This is a genomic window from Hyphomicrobium sp. B1, assembly GCF_049532635.1.
Taxonomy (GTDB): domain Bacteria; phylum Pseudomonadota; class Alphaproteobacteria; order Rhizobiales; family Hyphomicrobiaceae; genus Hyphomicrobium_B.
This window is the reverse complement of record NZ_CP134871.1, coordinates 876161-892541: the sequence shown is the minus strand read 5'-3', so window position 1 is coordinate 892541 and position 16381 is coordinate 876161. Positions and strand designations below refer to the sequence as shown.

Below are 16381 nucleotides of genomic sequence, written 5' to 3'. Positions count from 1 at the left end.
GATAGGTTGGATCCGTGAAAAGTGTGGGACTGTTGCAGCGAAGCACGGCAGCGCTGCCGAAGTCAGGATGCGATTTTCCGACGGGCTGCGGGGCGCGATTGGCCGCGTGTCTGCGAGGCGGCCGGTCGCTGCAATACTTGATTGGCGCAGGTCTTGAACAGCTCGGCGAGGCTCAGGAAGAGTGGTTCGCGTGCTGAGCTTTTGCGCCAGCACATGGCGATCTGGCGGCTCGGCTCGGAATCACTGAACGTCAACAGATGGATACTGTTTGAGAGTGTACTCTGGTTCAGAGTCGCCAGTTCCGGCAGGAGCGTGATGCCGACGTCGGCGCTCACCATTTGTCGGAGTGTCTCAAGGCTCGTTGCTCGAAACGACGATCGCTCGTTGGCGCCCGAAAATTGGCAAACCTCAAGGGCGTGATCGCGGAGGCAATGGCCGTCCTCCAGCAGCATCAGGTCGTGATCGACGAGTTCCTCGACACCGATTGAGGTTCGCCGCGCCAACGGATGACTGGTTGAGACCGCGAGCAGAAAACGCTCCTCGAACAGAAACTCGGTGCGCAGCTGGCTGTCGTTGATCGGCAAAGCGAGAATGGCGGCATCGATTTCACCGTCACGCAGGCGCGAGAGCAGGTTAGAGCTTTTTTCCTCGATCAGGAGCAGTTCCAGATCGGGGAAGCGCTTGCGAGTGGGCGGCACCAGATAAGGGAGCAGGTAGGGGCCGAGCGTGGGAAAGATGCCGAGGCGGACGGTGCCAGCCTCGGGGTTCTGATTCTGCCGAACGCTTTCCTTAAGCTGCTGGATTTCAACTAAAATCTGCCGCGCCCTCGTTGCGGTTTCATGGCCATAGGACGTCAGGATGACGCCGCGGGAATCGCGCTCGACGAGAGCGACGCCCAGTTCATCCTCGAGCTTTTTGATTTGTGCTGAGAGCGTCGGCTGGCTGACCTGGCACGCCTCGGCGGCACGCCCGAAATGACGATACTTCGCGAGTGCGACCAGATATTCGAGCTCGCGAAGTGTCATACTCTGTTCAGGGCCTTGATCAGCTTAAGCGGCTTTGACCTCTTTTTCGTCCGGCGCCGAAATGCGGATAAGGTGGTCAAAGGCCGCAAGCGAGGCTTTGGCACCTTCGCCGAGGGCGATGACGATCTGCTTGTAGGGTGTCGTGGTGCAGTCGCCGGCGGCGAATACGCCGGGCATCGAGGTGCGATTGTGCGAGTCGACGACGATTTCGCCGTGCGGCGTCAGTTCGAGTGCGCCTTTCAGCCATTCCGTGTTCGGCAACAGGCCGATCTGAATGAAGATGCCGTCGACCGGCAGTACGCGCTTGTCGGACGTCGAACGGCTTTCGTAGGCGATGCCGACGACCTTCTGGCCATCTCCTTCGACTTTTGCCGTCTTGGCTCCGGTGATGATGTCGACGTTCGGCAGGCTGCGGAGCTTGCGCTGCAGGACCTCGTCGGCGCGAAGCTTAAAGTCCAGTTCGAGCAGCGTGACGTGGTCGACGATGCCTGCGAGGTCGATTGCCGCCTCGACACCCGAGTTGCCGCCGCCGATCACGGCGACGCGCTTGCCTTTGAACAGCGGACCGTCGCAGTGCGGGCAGTAGGTGACGCCCTTGTTGCGGTATTCCATTTCGCCCGGAACGCCGAGTTGCCGCCAGCGCGCGCCGGTCGCGAGGATGACGGATTTCGATTTCAGCGCTGCGCCGTTCGCCAGTTCGACCTCAAGATACGCGCCCTTGCGGACAATCTTTTCAGCTCGCTGAAGGTTCATGATCTCGACGTCGTATTCCTTGACGTGCTCTTCGAGCGCGGCGGCGAGGTGCGGGCCTTCGGTGTGACGGACGGAAATAAAGTTCTCGATGGCAGCGGTGTCGAGCACCTGACCGCCGAAGCGTTCGGTGGCGATGCCGGTGCGAATGCCTTTGCGGGCAGCGTAAATGGCGGCGGCCGCGCCAGCCGGGCCGCCACCGACGACCAGAACCTCGAACGGCTCCTGTGCCTTGATCTTCTCGGCATTGCGCGCGGCTGCGCCAGTGTCGAGCTTGGCGAGGATCTGTTCGGCGTCCATGCGGCCCTGGCCGAATACCTCGCCGTTCAGATAGACGGTTGGGACCGACATGATCTGGCGGGCTTCGACTTCTTCAGGAAAGACGCCGCCGTCGATTGCGACATGCTTGATGCGAGGATTGAGGACGGCCATCAGGTTCAGTGCCTGAACGACATCGGGACAGTTCTGGCACGAGAGCGAGAAGTAGGTCTCGAAACTGAAGTCGCCGTCGAGCGCACGGATCTGGTCGATGACTGCCTGCTCGACGCGTGGCGGGTGGCCGCCGACCTGGAGCAGCGCCAATACGAGTGATGTGAATTCGTGTCCGAGCGGAATGCCTGCGAAACGAAGGCTGATCTCCTGGCCGGGAGTCGTTAGCGCGAACGATGGAGTTCTGTCAGGACTGTTCTGCTCTTCGACCAGCGTGATCTTGTCGGAGAGGTTGGTGATGTCGGTCAACAGGCTGACCATCTCGACGGATTTGGCGCTGGCGTCGACTGCGGCGCGAATCTCGATCGGGCGAACGACCTTTTCCAAATAGCCTTTGAGCTGGGATTTGAGAGCGTCGTCGAGCATGGCGTTATCCTGTTCGTCGTCCGGGGAACTGAGTTCGTGCGCGCATAGAGCTGCCGCGATGGCCTTCCCGGAGTGGGAAGGCCATCAGGCGTGGTCGTCTTAAATCTTGCCGACGAGTTCGAGCGAAGGCGCCAGCGTCTTCTGGCCCTCTTCCCACTTCGCGGGGCAAACCTCGCCTGGATGCGCAGCGACGTACTGAGCGGCCTTGACCTTGCGGAGCAGGTCGGCGGCGTTGCGGCCGATACCTTCGGCCGTCACTTCCATCGCCTGGATGATGCCCTTCGGATCGACGATAAAGGTGCCGCGGTCGGCGAGGCCTTGGCCTTCGCGCATGACTTCGAAGTTGCGGGTGATCGCACCCGTCGGGTCGCCGATCATCGCGTACTTGATCTTGCCGATCGTGTCGGAGCTGTCGTGCCAAGCCTTATGCGTGAAGTGCGTGTCGGTCGAAACCGAGAAGACTTCGACGCCCAGCTTCTGCAACTCGGCGTAGTGGTCGGCGAGGTCGCCGAGTTCGGTTGGGCAAACGAAGGTGAAGTCGGCTGGATAGAAGAAGAAGACAGCCCATTTGCCTTTGGTGTCGGCATCGGAGACTTCGATGAATTTGCCCTGTTTGTACGCTTGGGCTTTAAACGGTTTGATCGCAGTGTTGATAAGAGACATCTGTTGTCCTGGTCGTGGGTTGCAGCGAAAGCGAAACTTTCGCGATGCAATATAAGCATCTTCCGGCGATAGAAAATTTGGATAAATGTCGCAACTTCAATAGCTTCAGCCTATGGCCGCAATAGAGCTGATGTGGCGCAGAATTGGCCTTTTTGTGCCGTGCAAAGAGGGGGCAACGGCGCCGTCTTTTGCGGCTTCAAAAAGCCACCGCGATTGAAACGATCAAAGAGATCTGTTGGACGAAAACGATCGATCTCGTCTTCATCAAGCAACGAGAAATGCAATCGGTTTTTCTTGTTGGAGATCGTCCATGTCGTCCTTCGATTTTGATCAACACGCGCTGACGCGGCGGGCGCTTTTGCGCGGCGCTGGCACGGCAGGTGCCGCTTTGATGGCGGCGCCTGCGTGGGCCGGTGCGATTGATCTGCCGCTTTACGGTGGCGGCGGCGAGCGCGAGATGACGACTGCGTTTCCGCAGAAGGGAAAGATGATCTTGCAGCGGACGCGGCCGCCACTTTTGGAGACGCCATGGGAAACATTCGATAAGGGCGTCTTCACTCCCAACGATCAGTTCTATGTGCGCTGGCATTGGGCGGGCATCCCCGGAAGCGTCGATGTCGATACGTTCCGTCTTAAAGTGCATGGCAACGTCGAGCGCGAGTTATCGCTTTCGCTATCTGAACTCGTTCGCAAACTGCCTCGCGTCGAGCTTGCCGCCGTCAATCAGTGTTCGGGAAACTCCCGCGGCCTCTTCGATCCGCGTGTGCCGGGCGCCCAATGGGCGAATGGCGCGATGGGCAATGCGAAATGGACGGGTTTCCGTCTCAAGGATCTCCTCGACTCGGCGGGGGTGAAGGCTGGGAGCGTACAGGTGCGCTTTGCCGGACTTGAGACCCCGGTTATCGATGGCGGCCCGCATTTCAAGAAGTCGCTATCGGTCGATCATGCGCGTGATGGGGATGTCATGGTGGCCTACGCCATGAATGGAGAACCGCTGCCGTTCCTCAACGGTTTTCCGCTGCGGCTCATCGTGCCCGGATGGTATGCGACCTATTGGATGAAGATGCTGGCGGACATCGAAATTCTCGACACGCCCGACGAGAATTTTTGGACGAAGAAAGCCTATCTCATCCCTGATACGCCCGGTGCGAACATCAAGCCGGGTGAGAAGGACGTGAAGATGATTCCGATCAATCGCATGGTGCCGCGATCGTTTTTCACCAATGTCGCGCCGGTCGCCAACGTCAAAGCATCTGCGCCGAATGCTGTTCGCGGCATCGCCTTTGGAGGAGATTGTGGTGTTGCCAAAGTCGAAACGTCCGTCGATGGCGGCCACAGCTGGCAAGCGGCTCAACTTGGCGCGGACGAAGGCAAGTACGGCTTCCGAAAGTGGAACGCCAATATCGCGTCGATCGATGCCGGTAAGCGGCTGAGCGTCATGGTTCGCTGCACCAACACCGATGGAGAGGTACAGCCGGACAAGCCCAACTGGAATCCGTCGGGCTTTATGCGCAACGTCATCGAGACCGTCGATCTCGTTGCGGCTTGAGGAGAATGACATGCAACGCTTTGCGCAGACTTTTGGCGTTCTCTGTGCGGTCATGATGCTTGGCGCGACAGCACAGGCCAAAGACAGCTTCGACTTCAAGTCAGAGAGCTTCGATTTGCCGACGGGAGAGCGGATGTTTACAGGTCCCGGTGCGGACCCCGTCAACAATAACTGTTTAACCTGTCATTCGGCCGGGATGGTCACGGTCCAGCCGCGTCTATCGAAGGCGACGTGGGAAGGAATCGTGAAGAAGATGATCAACGTGTATAAGGCGCCTGTCCCTGATGCGGACGTTGCACCCATCGTCGATTATCTGAGCAACCATTCCTCGGCCGGCAAATAGGGTCCGATCATTTTGCGAGCGTCTGGTCGTATGCGAGCACGGCGTCGAGTAGAACCTGGGCGCCTGCCGCGCATTCTTCCGGGCTTGTTGCTTCAGCTTCATTGTGACTGATGCCGCCCTCGCAGGGCACAAAAATCATCGTGGTTGGCGCGATGCGGGCGATGTAGGCGGCGTCGTGGCCGGCGCCGGAGACCATGTCGCGCATACCAAAGTTCGATTTCGCAGCCGCGCTACGGACACAGTCGATCAGCTCAGGTGCAAACTTCACGGCGGATGACGACCAGATCTTCTTTTCTTCGTAGGTTAGTCCGAGCGCCGGAATGGCCGTTTCAAGTGCGGCTCTAAAATCCGCTTCCATCGCATCGAGTGCATTTTCATCGGGGTGGCGCATGTCGACTGTCAGGAAGACTTCGCCGGGTACGACGTTGCGACTGTTGGGCTTGTTCTCGATCAATCCGACGGTCGCAACGCCAGGCTGATGCTTCTGGCCGATGGCGTCGACGGCTTCGACGATACGGGCGGCCCCGAGCAGTGCGTTCTTTCGAAGATACATCGGCGTGGCGCCCGTGTGCGCATCCTGGCCGTGTACGTTGACTTCGTACCAGCGCATGCCCTGCACGCCGGTGACGATGCCGATCATTTTCCTTTCGGCTTCGAGGATCGGGCCCTGTTCGATATGAAGCTCGAACATAGCCGACAGCTTGTGGTCGCCGGCTTTCATCGAGCCGCGGTAGCCGATCCGCTCCAACTCTTCCAGGAACGTCACGCCATTGCGATCGACTTGTTCGTAAGCGTACGCGGTGGGGAACACGCCGGCAAAAACACCTGATGCGAGCATGGCTGGCGGAAAGCGCGAGCCTTCCTCGTTCGTCCAGTTGACGATCTCGATTGGGGCGTTCGTTTCGTAATCCTGCTCGTGCAGCGTGCGCATGACTTCGAGTGCGGCGAGAACGCCGAGAATGCCATCGAATTTGCCGCCGGTCGGTTGGGTGTCTAGGTGCGATCCCATAGCGATCGGGGGAAGGCTGTCGTCGCGTCCGCTGCGGGTCGCAAACATGTTGCCGACCTCGTCGATGCGGACCGTACAACCTATCGCTTCGCACTGGGTTTTGAACCAGTCACGGACAAGCTTGTCCTCGTCGGTGAGCGTTAGCCGCTTGAGGCCGCCTTTTTCCGTGCCGCCGAACGTGGCGGTGTCCATCAAGCTGTCCCACAACCGTCGTGCGTTGATTTTGAGATTGGTCAGCATCGTCGCTAGCGATCCATGTGCTCGTCCATGTCTGGAGCCGACGCATAGCGAGATCGAGACGAGAAGCCAAAACCAATTTGGTGTTCGCTTCGATATGTCCGATGTCCGAGATAGCCTTGAATTCTTCCGGCGTAAGAAGTTCACGTTCCGTTTGCTCTACGCTGCGAAGGTCATCGACGCGCAAGCTTCAATGGGCAGAATGGGTACGATATTCCTATTTCAAATCTCGAAGGTGGTCCGATGCATCGGCGAACGGTTCTCAAAGGCGGTGTAACGCTTGTCGCTTCGACGATCGCGCTCTCGCGCGAGGCGGGCGCGCGCATGGCCCCCGTCCTGCCGCAGGATGAGACATTCATGAAGATTGCGCTGCAGGAAGCTGCCGAGGCTGCCTTCCCGTTCGGCGCTGTCATCGTCAAAAATGGCGAGGTCCTGGCCCGCGGTCACAACCGAACAGGCATCGATCATGATCCGACGGCGCATGGGGAAATGGTTACCATTCGGACCTTTCTTGCGACGCATGGACCGGAGGAATTGAAGGGCAGTACCCTTTATACATCGGGCGAACCGTGCTGCATGTGCATGGGGGCGATCATCTGGTGCGGGATCGGGCGCCTCGTCTACGCGGCATCCGTCGAACAGATTGCGAGCAAGCTCGAACAGATCGACATTTCGTCAGAATACGTGGCGTCGAAAGCGCCGTTCGCACCGATCGATATTGCGGGCGGTGTGCTGGCGAATGAGGCCATGCGCCTCTTCAAGTGAGCTCGCATTTCTGTCTCGGCAGGAGAGTGAAATTGCGGGCGCTGTTACCGCTGCCATCCCCAGATGCGCAGTGCTGCGGGAAATACAATACCAAGAGCGATGAGCAGAAACCAATCGCGCGGCTTGGAAGTCGCGTCGTTGTCGGGCGTGGTTTCAAAGGTCCGGAGGCGTCTTCGAGTTCCGGATCGAAGTGCTGCATCGATATTCTATCGCAGTTTATCTGTGAGACGGATCGCGCTGGGATAAACGCAATCCAATCGCGCGTCGCAATCGTTCGCCCCGTGTCGGAGCGATGAGCTTTGTCGTCTATCTCGTGCTTCTGTGCGACTTGTTCTGATGAAACGACAGGCCGGGAAGCCGAAAATCAGGCAGCGCAAACCTGCGAGGCTTTTTTTTGCAGGGAATGTTGGGTCGCGCAGTGTAGGCGATATTAAGCACCGCAAGTTCACGCCCTCGCGATACCGGATGTGGGTCATGGACTTTAGTCGGATTGATCCGTGTCCAGTGCTCTAGTGAACCTTAAGCTCGTGGCCACGGAGCGGACATTCCGGAAGCTCCCAGGCTGTGAGACCGCCTTCTAAAGTTCTTCGGCAGAACCTTCGCACCGTTCGGCCCGCTGGTGGATCTCAGGGAAGCATTTCGGGCTTTCGTGCGGCGAGTTGTGCCGAGTTTTCTGTTCAGCTGACCATGAAGGGATTTTGGCGTTTGAGGTCGCTTGCTCGTGCCGCCGTCATCCCAAAGTTTGCTGCATCGAAATCGGAGCGTTCGAAGAGCGAAATCCATCTGCGCCGGGAATATTGAGCAGGTAGGAGCAATCATGACGTGCGAACAGGAACCTGTGAACGGCAATGCCGGCCGGCACAAGTTCAGGCGGCTGGCCGCGTTGGCGGCGATCGTCATTACGGTGTCGACGCCGGTCGTTTTCAGTGTGGCGTATGCCGCCGATAAACCGGCATCGACTGTTACATTCGATGGCAAGACGCTGGCCATTATCAAGAGCGGGGATGCAACGCGCGGTGCGGTTCTCGCGGTTCAATGCAAGGCGTGTCACGGCCACGCCGGACTGAGCAACGCTGGATTGATGCCGACGCTTGCCGGCATGAATCCGCTGACCATCTACAAGCAGCTTCAGGATTTCAAGAACGACGATCGGCCTTGGCGGGACATGATCCAGATATCGCGTCTGCTTTCCACGCAGGACATGGCGGACCTTGCCTCCTATTGGTCGGCGCAGCCGGGTTTGGGTACGCCGCCATCAGGCGACGCGAACAGTCCAGGCGCCAAGCTCTACAATCAGGGCAATGCGGACAAAGGGATCCCGGCGTGCGCGTCGTGTCACGGTCCGGATGGACAATCGACGGGCGCTCCGCAGCTCGCAGGCCAGCAGGCCCCCTACATCCAGCAGCAGCTCGTCGAGTTCGCCTCCGGTATGAGGCACAACGATCTCGATGGGCAGATGCGCGGCATCGTCGGCTCCATGACGCCGGAGGATTTTCGCGCCATCGCAGCGTATCTGGGCACGAACCAGCCTTGATCGCGCGTAAACGCCGATCCTTCACACCCAGTCGAAATTTCACATCGTCCCAGAATTCGGGACTTACCGCGCCGGTATTCATGCCTGCGCAGGAGAGATCTTAAATGCCAGAGAAACAATCCTCGGCTTCTGTTGCGTTTCAGATGCCACGCAAGACCCTTCACTCACTCGCCGTCTTGGCGGCATGCGGCGCGTCAGCGCTGGTTTTGCCATGGATGGCACACGTCCAGGCTGCTGAAGTCAATACGGCGCGCATCGTCCACGCCGACAAAACGCCAGGCGACTGGCTGACTTATGGTCGTACCTACAGCGAGCAGCGCTTCAGCCCGCTCAAGGGCATCAACGACAAAAACGCCAAAGACCTCGGTCTTGCCTGGTACGCAAACCTTGAGACCAATCGTGGTCAGGAAGGGACGCCGCTCGCAATCGACGGCAAGCTTTTCGTTTCGACGGCGTGGAGCATCGTCAAAGCCTATGACGGCAAGACAGGTGCACTGCTCTGGTCATACGATCCACTAGTGCCGCGAGCGAAGGGTGTCGATGGGTGCTGCGATTTCGTTAACCGTGGTGTCGCTGCCTGGAACGGAAAGATCTATATCGCGACCTTCGATGGCCGTCTGATTGCGCTCGACGAAAAAACCGGCAAGCCGGTCTGGAGCGTGCTGACGGTCGATCCCAAAGCGCCCATGACGCTGACACAGGCTCCGCGCGTCGCCAATGGTCGCGTGTTCCTCGGCGTGAGCGGCGCGGAATATCACATCCGTGGTTACATCTCGGCTTATGACGCCGAGACGGGCAAGCTCGATTGGCGCTTCTACACGATCCCCGGCGATCCCTCGAAGCCGTTCGAAAACAAAGCCATGGAAATGGCGGCGAAGACCTGGGACGGCGAGTGGTGGAAAGTCGGCGGCGGCGGCTCGGTTTGGGACGCGATCTCTTACGATCCGGAACTCAATTATGTTTATTTCGGCACCGGCAATGGTCTCGAATGGAACCATGCCGTTCGTAGTCGCGGCGAAGGCGACAATCTGTTCGTGTCTTCGATCATCGCTCTGAAAGCCGACACGGGTGAATACGTTTGGCATTATCAGGTGACGCCCGGCGAGGAATGGGATTACGACGCCGTCCAGCAGCTGATGCAAGCCGACCTCAAGATTCATGGCCGGACTCGCAAGGTTCTGATGCAGGCTAACAAGAACGGCTTCTTCTACGTTCTGGACCGCAAGACCGGTAAGCTGATTTCCGCAAACAACTTCATTCCCCAGACTTGGGCGAAGGGGATCGACATGCGGACCGGCCGTCCGATCGAGAACCCGGAAGTTCGCTACGATCAAACCGGCAAGCAGGTGACGATCCTGCCGGGACCGCTCGGCGGCCATAGCTGGCAGGCGATGTCGTACAGTCCGAAGACGGGCTTCGTTTACATCCCGACGCAGGAAATTCCTTGGTTCTACGGTCCGGATAAGAACTACAAGACACAGGTCCAGGGCTGGAACTTGGCGACGGCCTCCGGCGCTTCTCCCGACCAGCCGGTGAAGGGTTATCTCCAAGCGTGGGATCCGGTGAAGCAGAAGGAAGCCTGGCGCGTTCCGCATAGGGGGCCGTGGAATGGCGGCACTCTGGCGACCGCGGGTAACCTCGTGTTCCAAGGCACCGCGGCGGGTGACATCAACGCCTATCGCGCCGACAACGGGCAGCAGCTCTGGCTGTTCGATACGCAGTCGGCCGTAATCGCGCCGCCGATGACTTATGCGGTTGATGGCGTGCAGTACGTTGCGGTTCTCGTTGGCTGGGGCGGCGCCTATCCGCTGATGGAAGGCGTGAACTCCAATGCGTCCGGCAATCTCCGCAACATCAGTCGGCTGATGGTGTTCAAGGTCGGTGGCACGGCGAAACTGCCTCCGCTTCCACCGGAATCGAAGTTCGTCCTTAACCCGCCGCCGGAAACGGCAAGCCCGGAGACGGTTGCCAAAGGTGAGGCACTGTTCGATCAGTTCTGTGCGGTCTGCCATGGCGGCGGCGTTGTCAGCGGTCGCGTCAATCCCGATCTGCGCGCCTCGCGCTTCCTGAAGGATGATGCCTGGTTCGACATCCTGCTCAAGGGTGGTCTGCAGAATGCGGGTATGGCGTCATTCGCCAAGGTCCTCAATCATGACGATGCGGCTGCGATTCGAGCCTACGTCATTCACCGCGCAAACGTCGATAAGGACACCGGTAACGCGGCACCGTAATTCCCCTACCCCCAAGACTGGTCCGGACACAGCATGCTGTGCCCGGACTTTTTTATGCCCGGAGGAGTGCTGGGCATTTTTATTCTAGCGCAATTTTAGACTAAGCCCGATTGTGCACAGGCGTGTGATAATGTGATCAACCGGAATTTTCAGCATGCGTTCCAGAAGCCCAATTTTGGTTTTGGTTGCCGCGGGTGCGATGCTCATCACGGCCGGCGGCGCTCATCCGGCGGCGGCTCAGTCTGCTTTCTATCAAGCGTCGCCGGCTGAGATCGCCGGTCCGCCCGGTTCGATCATCCGAACGGAGCCGATGGGCGACAGCTGGTTCGGCGCGCGAACCCTGCGCGTGCTTTATCGTTCGACAGGTCTCAAAGGCGAGCCGATCGCCGTATCGGGCGCGGTGATCGTTCCTGGAGGAACGCCGCCGCCGGGCGGTTGGCCTGTGGTCGGTTGGGCACATCCGACGACGGGGATCGTTCCGCGTTGCGCACCGACGCTCGCGATCTTTTTCTTTCAGCAGATTCCAGGTCTCCGCATGATGCTGGAGCATGGCTTTGCCATCGCAGCGACGGATTATCCAGGGTTGGGAACGCCGGGTCCGCATCCTTATCTGGTTGGAGACAGCGAGGGGCGCGCGGTTCTGGATTCGATCCGGGCGGCGCATGAGCTGCCGGGCGCGAGTATCAGCACGCGATCTGTTCTGTGGGGGCATTCGCAAGGTGGGCAAGCCGTGCTTTTCGCGGCAAAATTGGCGGCTCTCTATTCTCCCGATCTGACGGTTCTCGGTGTGGTCGCGGCGGCACCGGCAACGGAACTCAGCGCACTGATGCGCGACGACATCGCGACGGCGGGGGGCAAGAACCTACTCGCGATGACATTATGGTCGTGGGACAGAGTCTTTGGCGCGCCAATGAGCGAGATCGTCGTTGCGGAAGCGGTCCCGGACGTCGACAGATTGGCGAACATCTGTCTCGAATCCATCATCGATATTCGGCCGCGACAGATAGTCGGCAAGGAGCTGACGCAACAGTTTTTGAAGGTCAAAGATCCGACCGCCATGGAACCTTGGAAGCGTCTGCTGGCTGAAAATACGATCGGCACGCTGCCGCCGAGCCTCCCTGTTCTGATCGCGCAAGGGGCTGCCGATGTCGTTGTCGATCCACCGGTGACGGCTGCTTATGCGAAGTTGCTCTGCGCCGCGGGAAGCCGCGTCGCGATGTTGTCCTATCCCGGCGTCGGCCATGGAATGATCAGCCGCGATGCTGCAAAGCCGTCAGTCGATTGGATGGCAGATCGCTTCGCGGGGAGGGGTGCGCCGAGCGATTGCAATCACGCCGACTGATGCGCCTCACCTCGTAAACCAAGCCATTTTCGGACGGTTTCCAATTGCCTCAACGCGAGAGCTTCGATGAGAAGCACGAGCGCAAGCGTCAGGCCAAACATCGGCATATAGATTGCGAGCAGCAGGATCGACACGACGAGTGCAGCGCCGATCTTAGGTCGTGCAAGTGCCATCGGCGCGCCCAAAGTTCCAGCCGGTCGCCGTTTCCACCACATCACGATACCTGATACGGACAGGCCGACGAGAAAAAGCGCGGTTAGCGTTCCAAGGATCTGGTTTGCGATACCGAACAATTGGCCTTCGTGCGCGGCAACGCCATAGCCGATCGTCTGATCGATCCAGTGCCGCTCGGCGAAATCGGTTCGCTCGATAACGCGGCCCGTTGTGCCGTCGATTGTCAAATTGCTTCGCAGCGGCCGATTGGCGGCTTCGGATGCCACGAGCCACGGTCCTCCCGCTGCCGCAGGCGGTTTGATTGATACGGGTTGCGCGAGGTTTAATGGCCCGACTGTGGCAATGACCCGTTCGAGTTCACCGGGGCGCGTGACGGATGCCATGTCTTCAGCCGACATGTGCGCATGGTGCTCAGGTGTCATTGCGGTGGCTTTTGGGGGCTTGCCGCCGATGGTCCAATCGACCGGGCCACGCGCGGTGCCGGTGAGTTCGCGAATCTCGGTCAGGTAGGTTCCCCAGCCTTTCGCCCAGGGCAACCCCGTTACGATCAGGAAGAGAGCGAAGAACGAAATCCAGAAGCCCGCAGTCGCGTGAATGTCGCGCCATAAGCCGCGGCCGCCGCGCGACAGGCGCGGATAGACAACGCCCGCCAGCCCGCGTCCGCGCGGCCACCAGAGGTACATGCCGGTTATCAGCATCACGATTGTCCAGCAGGCCGCGATCTCGACCAGATAGCTTCCCAATGCGCCGGCAAGCAGTTCGCCGTGAAGGTGGAAGATCACTCTGAATGGGCGGCTCTCCTCGTCGGCGACGTGGAGTACGTGGAGCGTATTGGGATCGACATAGACGCGAGACATTGTGCCGTGTTTGCCGACGAGAATTCGCGTCGCGTCAGTTGGCGATTGCGAGAGATAGTATTTTCTGAGTTGTGATCCAGGGACGGCTTTAAGTGCGGCGGAGACTTGAGCGTCGGGCGATGCAGGTGAGCCGTTGACTAAGAGGTTGTCGTAGGGCCGGTCGAGCCAGGCTTCGATCTGTGGACGCCACAAGTAAAGCGCGCCGGTGCAGGAGAGCCAGATGACGAACGGCATGCAAAAGAGACCGGCATAAAAGTGCCAGCGCCAAACAGCATTATACCAGCGCGAAGTCATGGGGAATGAACTTTCGTTACATTGAATTTGGTTGGAGGAGACGTTTTGCGGCGTCTCAGAGGCACGGCGACATCGAATGCCGGCGCGATGGACATGACTGATCCTGCTGACTACGACGCGCACGGCATCAACGGCGTGCTGTCGCAAACAGGTTCAGGAGCTTTGAGGCGGTGCGCGCGAGCCCAGGGCAGGTCCTGCCCGCGCGGGCGGCAAGGCCTCGAATATTTGACCCCGCGAAATGATAGTCGCGAGGGCGCTTTGAATAATTGCGATCGCCGTCAGCGGCAGGTCCGGGACTGCAGAAATGGAAAATGCACAAGGCTGATGCTTTGAGCTGCCTGGCTTGGCGGGAAGCTTATGGCCATTGGCGTCAAGGTCGACGGTTTGTTGTCCGAAGCCTGTGCAAATAACAATGCGGAAGGCGCCGATCGAAGTGCCGCTGAAGTCCGGCATGAAGCCGACGGGGATGAGCGAGCGAAGAACAAACACAAAAAGCACCAAGTGGCTAAGCCATTGGCGCATCGTGTCCGATCGTCTAACATCCCCTCGGATGTTCATTTGCAGCCTTGCTGAGCGAGGAGTAATCGCCGCTTTGGTTCGCAGCGCCGTCTAGCCTAACTGGCAGGCGTGTTTGGCTCAACTCCTTGTCGAGGCGATAGCCGCCGACGAGTTACCGGCCGGGCACAGTTATGTGCCTAAGCCTAATTGGAAGCAGGCCGAATTTCCCATCGCATAGGATGCGTGCAAGAGGCGAGCTGGCGCATTGTGATCCGAATGATCGCGCGGAACTCGTCACTCCTGGCCGAAACGCTGATCAGCAGTGGGCGCGACAACATGCTGTGTAAAGATGACTTGGCAAAAGTTAAGGTGTGCGAGGCAAAAGAATGCACGCTGCTTTTTCTCGATCGGAAACATGGCGGCAAGAGACGGTGGTGCAGCATGAGTGCTTGCGGCAACCGAGCGAAGCAAAAACCGTAGGACACTGCCGAAGCCGGCGGAGTGATTGGCTTCGATATGCTTGCCTCGTGGGGGAGGGCTTGGTGTCATCTCGAAATTTTATGTCGGGCGTGAAACATCCCGCGTGAACCTTCCGAAGTTTGGCTCTGAGTGTTTGCAAAACCTGCAGCCGCTCATGAGACAGTATTTCAGTCAGGGAGGTTCCGTAAGTCGACTTTTCTCAGATGCCTTTTCCTAGCGGTCGTCTTTTCCGCGATCGCAGGCAGCTTGGCTCTCGCTGGCGGCCACGACGATCCGCGCGCGTGTGACGATCACGCTTTCCGGCACTCCCGTTGACGCAAGACGTTCATCTGTTGCGCGCGCAAGATCGTCGCTCGTAGCGCGCGCTTCTGCGTTCGGATTTTTGAGTCCGGCATCGATAAAGCTGCTAAGCATGGCCAAAGTGCGTGCGGGGTCTTGGCTGGCGCGCGCAATGGAATTTTAAGCAGAGATTTCGGATGTCAGTGGTGGTCCGCTCCGCTGAAACGCCTAGGGGCGGCTCGGGGCTGAGTGAGCGATCCGGCTATCTTCAACGCGAACCTGGATCCTGAGATCCGCTCACTAAATACGAAATACCGTTCGCGTTCCGCTCTGTTGCAGGAGCGCGTGGGCAAGCTGTTCTCCGGCGCCGGTGAGCTGACCGTTCGCGTCGAGCCAGCCATGATCGGTCGCAAAGCGTGCCACTTCGTCGGCGCTGCCTCCGCCAGAGAGCATTCCCGTAAAGCCTAAAACGACGCTCAAATGATCTTGGGAGGCTGCGTCTTTATGATCAGGAGGTTGTTGCACGAATTTCGTCCGCTCGCGGTTAACTTCAAGGGGAAGATCATCCCGGCTGGCGCGACGGTGCGCTATAAATTTGCTCCCTCGTCACCAGGGGGACGGGAACAGCTATATCGGTTTTAAATTCGTCAGGTAAGATCGATTGTTCATGGCTGTCGTGTCGTTCACGAATGCGCGCTCGCTATAGGGGCTAGCCGCTTCATTGTTGGCCGCAGCCGGGCACGATGGAAGGCACGGATCTTTTTGTTTTTGAAATGGCGCGCCGGAGATGATGAAGATGAGAACTTCTGCGTCATCGTCAAGATGCCGTGACGAGTGTCCTTAAGCTGCAATTTGAGTTTTCCGCTACATGTCGTTCGGCGAAAATAACTTCGGAACGAAACAAGCAGCAGTGAAATGATGCGGCCGTCGCGTCTGTGATCGTGATCAGGCCAAGGCTCATCATATTGGGCGTGCGCGAAAGCGTGTCGGCTCCGATCGAAGTGCCAGCGAAACAGCCGCGGGCAAGCTCCGTCGTCCGAGCGAGATCCCATTAGCTGACCCTGTTGGCGTGCATTCGAATTTCTCACGGAAGGTGTGTTTGAAGCTGCAGCCAAAGATGATCGGCGTATCGCCATAGCCGCCTGACGGCGGCTGAGAAACGTACTGTGCCGCTGGCTCAGCTAAGCGCACAATCATAATATCTAGACAAATATATTAGATAAGTTGCCGAAAAGCACTGAAAAATTAGTTTATTTAGGTATTTTTTTACTAGATAAGATAATAGAAATGTCTAATTGGTAGGCATGCCGCATCGATGCTGCCGTGTGGCTCCTGGGCTGGAATTCCAGTTTAACCCACTGATTTAATATTCATTTTATTCGTAGCCGCCCCGTCAAAGTCAGGGCGGCTCTTTGTGCAAGCGTTGACTGATTTTTGTGCGCTTAACATATTGTAATTACTTAGAAATTTATAGCCTCTGGAATTAATGTCGGTTG

At 58.5% G+C, this 16381-nt stretch carries 14 protein-coding genes; 8 read left to right on the top strand and 6 right to left on the bottom strand.

Annotation, left to right across the window (positions count from 1 at the left end; all coding sequences use genetic code 11):
* Positions 1-62: 62 nt before the first annotated feature.
* From RLW55_RS04300 to ahpC, 3 genes are all read right to left on the bottom strand, one after another.
* Positions 63-1025, bottom strand: a complete 963-nt coding sequence (locus tag RLW55_RS04300) for a LysR substrate-binding domain-containing protein (protein WP_423415697.1) — start codon at positions 1023-1025, stop codon at positions 63-65.
* Between the two features lie 24 nt (positions 1026-1049).
* The gene (gene ahpF / locus RLW55_RS04295; protein WP_423415696.1) at positions 1050-2630 is read right to left on the bottom strand and encodes an alkyl hydroperoxide reductase subunit F; all 1581 of its coding nucleotides are present in this window, start codon (positions 2628-2630) and stop codon (positions 1050-1052) included.
* 99 nt (positions 2631-2729) lie between these two features.
* Positions 2730-3293, bottom strand: a complete 564-nt coding sequence (gene ahpC, locus RLW55_RS04290; protein WP_409561728.1) for an alkyl hydroperoxide reductase subunit C — start codon at positions 3291-3293, stop codon at positions 2730-2732.
* Between the two features lie 310 nt (positions 3294-3603).
* Here ahpC and RLW55_RS04285 point away from each other — a divergent pair, with 310 nt between their 5' ends.
* Complete coding sequence (locus tag RLW55_RS04285) at positions 3604-4842, top strand: molybdopterin-dependent oxidoreductase (RefSeq protein ID WP_423415695.1); 1239 nt, start codon at positions 3604-3606, stop codon at positions 4840-4842.
* A gap of 10 nt (positions 4843-4852) precedes the next feature.
* Positions 4853-5185: a c-type cytochrome gene (locus RLW55_RS04280; protein WP_423415694.1), complete on the top strand. Its 333-nt coding sequence runs from the start codon at positions 4853-4855 to the stop codon at positions 5183-5185.
* A gap of 7 nt (positions 5186-5192) precedes the next feature.
* On the opposite strand, the gene RLW55_RS04275 is transcribed toward RLW55_RS04280, so the two are convergent.
* The gene (locus RLW55_RS04275) at positions 5193-6434 is read right to left on the bottom strand and encodes a Zn-dependent hydrolase (RefSeq protein WP_423415693.1); all 1242 of its coding nucleotides are present in this window, start codon (positions 6432-6434) and stop codon (positions 5193-5195) included.
* Between the two features lie 240 nt (positions 6435-6674).
* Here RLW55_RS04275 and RLW55_RS04270 point away from each other — a divergent pair, with 240 nt between their 5' ends.
* The 4 genes from RLW55_RS04270 (at position 6675) to RLW55_RS04255 (ending at position 12303) form a co-directional block, all read left to right on the top strand.
* The gene (locus tag RLW55_RS04270; protein WP_423415692.1) at positions 6675-7196 is read left to right on the top strand and encodes a nucleoside deaminase; all 522 of its coding nucleotides are present in this window, start codon (positions 6675-6677) and stop codon (positions 7194-7196) included.
* An 817-nt stretch (positions 7197-8013) separates the two neighbouring features.
* Positions 8014-8730, top strand: a complete 717-nt coding sequence (locus RLW55_RS04265; protein ID WP_423415691.1) for a c-type cytochrome — start codon at positions 8014-8016, stop codon at positions 8728-8730.
* Between the two features lie 104 nt (positions 8731-8834).
* Positions 8835-10961, top strand: a complete 2127-nt coding sequence (locus RLW55_RS04260; RefSeq protein WP_423415690.1) for a PQQ-dependent dehydrogenase, methanol/ethanol family — start codon at positions 8835-8837, stop codon at positions 10959-10961.
* Positions 10962-11115: 154 nt separating this feature from the next.
* On the top strand, positions 11116-12303 hold the full coding sequence (locus tag RLW55_RS04255) for an alpha/beta fold hydrolase (RefSeq protein ID WP_423415689.1): 1188 nt from the start codon (positions 11116-11118) through the stop codon (positions 12301-12303).
* Here RLW55_RS04255 and RLW55_RS04250 read toward each other — a convergent pair.
* Complete coding sequence (locus tag RLW55_RS04250) at positions 12291-13628, bottom strand: PepSY-associated TM helix domain-containing protein (protein ID WP_423415688.1); 1338 nt, start codon at positions 13626-13628, stop codon at positions 12291-12293. The two genes, RLW55_RS04255 and RLW55_RS04250, sit on opposite strands and share 13 nt — an antisense overlap.
* Positions 13629-14402: 774 nt before the next feature.
* Here RLW55_RS04250 and RLW55_RS04245 point away from each other — a divergent pair.
* Positions 14403-14606, top strand: a complete 204-nt coding sequence (locus tag RLW55_RS04245; protein ID WP_423416378.1) for a CGNR zinc finger domain-containing protein — start codon at positions 14403-14405, stop codon at positions 14604-14606.
* A 213-nt stretch (positions 14607-14819) separates the two neighbouring features.
* Here the strand turns inward: RLW55_RS04245 and RLW55_RS04240 are convergent, their stop codons facing one another.
* The gene (locus RLW55_RS04240; protein ID WP_414464523.1) at positions 14820-15020 is read right to left on the bottom strand and encodes a hypothetical protein; all 201 of its coding nucleotides are present in this window, start codon (positions 15018-15020) and stop codon (positions 14820-14822) included.
* A 114-nt stretch (positions 15021-15134) separates the two neighbouring features.
* Here RLW55_RS04240 and RLW55_RS04235 point away from each other — a divergent pair, with 114 nt between their 5' ends.
* A complete protein-coding gene (locus tag RLW55_RS04235; RefSeq protein ID WP_423415687.1) occupies positions 15135-15353 on the top strand; it encodes a hypothetical protein in 219 nt (72 codons plus the stop codon).
* Positions 15354-16381: the final 1028 nt, after the last annotated feature.

Coding starts and splice junctions, on each gene's coding strand:
- RLW55_RS04300 (WP_423415697.1), bottom strand. CDS start 1,025: ATGACACTTCGCGAGCTCGAATATCTGGTCGCACTCGCGAAGTATCGT.
- ahpF (WP_423415696.1), bottom strand. CDS start 2,630: ATGCTCGACGACGCTCTCAAATCCCAGCTCAAAGGCTATTTGGAAAAG.
- ahpC (WP_409561728.1), bottom strand. CDS start 3,293: ATGTCTCTTATCAACACTGCGATCAAACCGTTTAAAGCCCAAGCGTAC.
- RLW55_RS04285 (WP_423415695.1), top strand. CDS start 3,604: ATGTCGTCCTTCGATTTTGATCAACACGCGCTGACGCGGCGGGCGCTT.
- RLW55_RS04280 (WP_423415694.1), top strand. CDS start 4,853: ATGCAACGCTTTGCGCAGACTTTTGGCGTTCTCTGTGCGGTCATGATG.
- RLW55_RS04275 (WP_423415693.1), bottom strand. CDS start 6,434: ATGCTGACCAATCTCAAAATCAACGCACGACGGTTGTGGGACAGCTTG.
- RLW55_RS04270 (WP_423415692.1), top strand. CDS start 6,675: ATGCATCGGCGAACGGTTCTCAAAGGCGGTGTAACGCTTGTCGCTTCG.
- RLW55_RS04265 (WP_423415691.1), top strand. CDS start 8,014: ATGACGTGCGAACAGGAACCTGTGAACGGCAATGCCGGCCGGCACAAG.
- RLW55_RS04260 (WP_423415690.1), top strand. CDS start 8,835: ATGCCAGAGAAACAATCCTCGGCTTCTGTTGCGTTTCAGATGCCACGC.
- RLW55_RS04255 (WP_423415689.1), top strand. CDS start 11,116: ATGCGTTCCAGAAGCCCAATTTTGGTTTTGGTTGCCGCGGGTGCGATG.
- RLW55_RS04250 (WP_423415688.1), bottom strand. CDS start 13,628: ATGACTTCGCGCTGGTATAATGCTGTTTGGCGCTGGCACTTTTATGCC.
- RLW55_RS04245 (WP_423416378.1), top strand. CDS start 14,403: ATGATCGCGCGGAACTCGTCACTCCTGGCCGAAACGCTGATCAGCAGT.
- RLW55_RS04240 (WP_414464523.1), bottom strand. CDS start 15,020: ATGCTTAGCAGCTTTATCGATGCCGGACTCAAAAATCCGAACGCAGAA.